Genomic DNA, 4,977 nt, shown 5'->3' with positions numbered 1-4,977 from the left:
CTTTGTACACGACAAAAAAAGACAACTCATTGAAATAATGGCATAATACTTGTTTTCTGACGATGAATATGATGACACATTTCAATGAGTTACATCTCATCTTAAACAAATATCTAAAGTGGAACAAGTCACGTGTAAAATGTTTTACACTGATTATGCTTGCATTAATTGTAAAACAGACATGTAATCTTTCTTCTGCATCTAAAGCCTTACCCATCAAGTGCTTACCACAATCATTTTATCGACGTATACAACGCTTCTTTGCAGATCAGTATTTCGATTATCGTCAAATTTCTCAGTTAATTTTCAATATATTTTCATTCGATAAAGTCCAATTAACTTTGGATAGAACCAATTGGAAATGGGGAAAACGAGATATCAATATCTTGATGTTAGCCATCGTCTATCGTGGAATAGCGATACCTATTGTTTGGACATTGCTCAATAAACGTGGAAATTCAGATACAAAAGAGCGTATTGCTTTGATTCAACGCTTTATCTCCATTTTTGGTAAAGATCGTATTGTGAATGTGTTTGCAGACAGAGAATTTATCGGTGAGAAATGGTTTATATGGTTAATTGAAAATGACATTAACTTCTGTATACGTGTTAAAAAAACTTTATTGTGACCAATCACTTAGCCAAGAGTCATAAAATTAGTGATTTATTTCGTCATCTTCAAGTTGGTCAAACTGAATGTCGTAAACGACGTATTTGGGTTGGTCGAGTGAAACTGTATATTAGTGCGTTACGATTAGAAGATGGAGAACTTTTACTTGTTGTTTCTCCTATGTTTAATGCTTCTGCTATTGGTGATTATGCATTACGCTGGGAAATCGAAACCTTATTTAGTTGTCTCAAAGGACGTGGATTCAATCTTGAAAATACTCGTTTAACAGACCCTAGACGAGTCAAGAAATTGATAGCAGTGCTAGCGATCGGTTTCTGTTGGTGCTATTTAACAGGTGAATGGCAACATGATCGAAAAAAAGCGATAAAAATAAAGAAGCATGGACGACTTTCAGTAAGTTTATTTCGCTACGGTTTGGACTATGTTCAAATGGCTATTCTACGTTTGATTGGTTTTGGAAAAAAAGAAGAATTTAAGAAAGTGCTCGCAATTTTAAGAAAGAAAAAGCCTGATAGGACAAGGGCTCTATGAAATTTGTCGTGTACAGAGCAAAAAATTATAACTGTTCAATTTCATTTCAGGATTCTCAGCCAAGGAAGTTCGGGAAAGCGTTACACAAAATAGGGCTTCTATACGGATATAGAAACCCTATCATCCATCAATTATTGATAGATAATTGTGTATTGAACAGAAGTGTTCACTTTACCAGCAGTAGAAGCGCCAGTTGCATAGTATTCAGCATAGTAGTTAAGGTCTGCACTACCAGCTGCTGCAACGTCAACCCATTGAGAGTTTGCTTGAGCGCCATTTGCACCAGCAGCAAGAACTGGAATTACTTGGTTGTTGCTACCTAAAAGTTGAACGTTAACGTTTTTAGCACCAGTAGCGTCTTGGTTAAGTAAACGACCAGTATTGAAGTCAACCGTTGCACCTGGTTCGAAGTAAGTCGCAACTTTACCTTCTGAACAGTTAGCTAATTTGATCTGGAAAGGAGTACGACCAGCAACGTTACCAGCAGCTGCTAAAGTTTGTTTAGAAACAGTTGGAAGAGTAACTGTGAAATCTTTACCAGCAGGTGTAACGATGTCACAAGTTTTGTCTGTAACTAAACCATTAATTGTAATTGTACCATCAGCAGCTTGAGCGTTCGCAATCCCTACAACTGAAAGAGCAGCGATCAAAGCAAGTTTTTTCATAGTGTTTTCTCAAAAAGTCTGGATAAAAGTTTAATCTGTTACTTTTCCAGAGGTTGACATCTTGAAAAGTAATGCGGCGATACTAACATTTTTTAAATAAAATGCAAACTAGATCACATATTTTTTAAATAATAAGAAAAAATACCATGAATTTAGAGTAAACATGACTAATGCTCTTTTTGAGTTAAGATTTTGTTTTTAAATATGAAATATTTGATAGAAGTTCTATTAAGAATAATTGCAAAAGAAAAATACAATTAAAGAAAATTATTTTAAGAAAAATTTAATGAAGTAATTATATAGAACAATTTATCTTTATGCATGAAAAAACGTGAAAAATTTATCATTTATTAAGCAAATAAGAGCGAATTGTTAACTCTAGCTAAGTATTGCACTATAAAGTCAAAAATTCACTCTTATAAGGCCATTCATACTTAAGTAACCGTAAAGAGTTAAGACTGAGTTGATGTTGAAAGCTCGTTCATTTCAATGATAGTTAACAAGCACTACTTTTTTATTAGCACTTATAGTTTCAATACTCGTATCCATTTTTTCAGTATGTCGCGCTAAGTTGAACACATTATCTTTGTTTAAATATTGAGTATCAATAGTTGTATTCAAAGAATTGATTTGAGCGCATTCTTTTTCAATATTTACTGTAGAACAAGTATCTTCAACAATATTTCCTTTAATCATTATTGTGTTATTCGCATAACAAAATAGTGGGGAAGTGGAAAGTACCGCCAAAACTACAATTTTAAATATATTATTTTTCATTTTATATATACCTATTTATTAAATAGTTAATATAAGAGATACAATAATTTTTATTTAAAAACAATATGAAAATTCATTTTAATAAAAAAATAATAAATAACATGTGACGTATATCTCACTAATTATTTTATTTATATAAATAGTTATTGCTTTATAGCTATTTTGCTAAAAATGATAATAAAATCACATTTTAAATAAATAATGAATCTTAGTTTGTATAAAATTAAATTACTGATAATGAATGCTTTAATTTAAAATATTCTTATTTTTTTAAAAAAATTAAAAAAACTCGATGATTTAAAAATTTATATTATTTAATAAAATAATATATTTTACTAAAAATAGTTATGTAATTAGAGCCTTAACTCTAATTTGTGGTAATTTATATAAATCAAAATATAAAAGCTTTAAGTTAATAAGAACAATATTGAATACATTTTAAACAGTAAGTAGAGTTGTTTAGCATAATTAAATAAACTCTCATTGTATGAGGCAAGTTATAACTTTGCTGAAATCTAGGTAATTTAATTTTAAATAAGTAGCATTTAGATATAAGAAAATTATTTTATAGTTGTAGAGAAGAAAGCTGCCTAAATTTGGTTATTCAATTAACAATTAAGTTTCATATCTGTAATTTAATTCAAATTTTGAATTTTTAGTTAAATCGCAGTTTTGGCGTTAATGCACAATGAAGCTTAAAAAAGTAAAGAAATAATTTATAAAAATGCCATGCTTTCTAGGATGTAGTGCAATAGCTAAAATGGAGCGTGAAAGATAAGACATAATATTTTTATCAGACTTTAGCCAAAAATTTCATTGTTGGCTAAGCAAAGCACAGTACCAGTGTATAAGAATAAGGAGGATTAAAGGCCTAGGTGTAAGTTACATAACTGTTATTCCTAAGTAGAAATGTCCTACCTTAAAACCAAATAGAAATGTCCTATACCGACATTTCCAAGTCAAGCACAGGATTCAGATTTCGTTCTTTGATTACTGTTTTCTGTGCACGTCTGCTTGGCATCTTTTGAGAACGATTGCGTTTATTTTGTTGTTCTAGTTCTTCATGCTGCTGTTGAATATGGGCTAATACAGAACCCAAACGTTTATTTTCAACAATCTCTCGCTGGTTGAGCTGACTTAATTTATCGAAGATGCTGTAATTGATTTTTCTTCCCTGATATTCAATCGCGACTGTACTATTCGGGTATTCCAGAAACTCAAGATACTTGCCAATCAATCTTTGGTTTTCTTCCGTGTTTTCCAAGAGATATACGCACTTATCATAAGTGATCGTCAGGCTATTCGTGACTCTGCGGGGTTCACGCCAGGTAAAAATATCATCTAATTCTTCGGCTGTTTCAGTGACAGTCCGGTGTAGATCCTTGGGATTAAAGGCCATCTTGGCAAACTTCTGATTGAACTGCTCAATGAAGCAGGGTAGCCAGGCATTGGCTTCGGCAATCGAACTGATGCCTTCCAGACGCATTTCTTTGATCAGACGGTCCTGAAGCGTTCTATTGGCTCGTTCTACACGGCCTTTGGCCTGTGGTGAATTAGCGAAGATAATATCGATATTCAGGGTGCTGAGTACGCGCCCAAACTGGGTAATCTTGGTGTCTTTCTTACTGCTTTGATTCACCCTGAAGACTGAATGTTTATCGCTGTAGAAGGCTAAAGGCTTACCATGCTGCTCAACATACAAACGTGTTGAAATCATATAGTCAAAGGTTGATTCTGACTTACAGAAGCGTAAATGCTGTAATTTGCCTGTGGCATCATCGATAAATACCAGCAGACAGCATTTAGGGGCTCGACCTTCAAACCAGTCATGGTGTGAGCCATCGATTTGGATCAGTTCACCATAACAGTCCCGGTTATAACGAGGCTGATACGGGCGTTTCAGACGCTTGGCACGAGGAGTCCATAAATCGGCTGCAATCATCCAGGAACGCAGTGTTTCCACTGAAATATCAAAGCCATGAACGGTGGTGAGCTTTTCATGCGCTAAAGTGGGTCCGAAACCATGCAGTTGATCAGAAACAATATTGAGGCACTTGAGTCTGAGCTCTTCAGGAAGCCTGGAATTGCTGATTTGACCACGACCGGCATGGGCTAATGCAGCTGGGCCTTGAGCTTTGTATTTTTGCAATAAACGCCTGATCTGACGCTCTGAAATATGAAGTAGCTGAGCAGCTTGGGACTGGGTTATGCGTTGATCACAGATTTCCTGCAAGACCGACAATCGTTTAAGTTCTTTATCCGACATAGACACCAACATATCAAACCGTCCGCTAAGGAAATTGCAAAAGTGCATATTCTAAAAGCGGACATTTTTACTTTGGAGAAACCGGACATTTCTATTTTGGGCTTACA

General features: G+C 34.1%; 4 protein-coding genes. 1 reads left to right on the top strand and 3 read right to left on the bottom strand.

Translation table 11 applies throughout. From position 1 onward, the window contains the following. Positions 1 to 71: 71 nt before the first annotated feature. A protein-coding gene (locus MKL35_RS12860) for an IS4 family transposase (protein WP_208728222.1) occupies positions 72 to 1,162 on the top strand; the annotation gives its coding sequence in 2 pieces (ribosomal slippage) (positions 72 to 612 and positions 612 to 1,162; 1,092 coding nt in all). Between the two features lie 131 nt (positions 1,163 to 1,293). Here the strand turns inward: MKL35_RS12860 and MKL35_RS12855 are convergent. From MKL35_RS12855 to MKL35_RS12845, 3 genes are all read right to left on the bottom strand, one after another. Further along, positions 1,294 to 1,827, bottom strand: a complete 534-nt coding sequence (locus MKL35_RS12855) for a fimbrial protein (protein WP_004708758.1) — start codon at positions 1,825 to 1,827, stop codon at positions 1,294 to 1,296. Between the two features lie 486 nt (positions 1,828 to 2,313). Next, a complete protein-coding gene (locus MKL35_RS12850) occupies positions 2,314 to 2,604 on the bottom strand; it encodes a hypothetical protein (RefSeq protein WP_004887207.1) in 291 nt (96 codons plus the stop codon). Positions 2,605 to 3,544: 940 nt separating this feature from the next. After that, the gene (locus MKL35_RS12845; protein ID WP_016805832.1) at positions 3,545 to 4,870 is read right to left on the bottom strand and encodes an ISNCY family transposase; all 1,326 of its coding nucleotides are present in this window, start codon (positions 4,868 to 4,870) and stop codon (positions 3,545 to 3,547) included. Between the last annotated feature and the right edge of the window lie 107 nt (positions 4,871 to 4,977).

It is taken from the genome of Acinetobacter sp. AOR41_HL (assembly GCF_027854645.1).
In the GTDB taxonomy this organism is placed as follows: Bacteria; Pseudomonadota; Gammaproteobacteria; order Pseudomonadales; family Moraxellaceae; genus Acinetobacter; species Acinetobacter nosocomialis.
The sequence above is the reverse complement of the archived record's forward strand: the minus strand, read 5'-3'. Positions and strand labels throughout refer to the sequence as shown.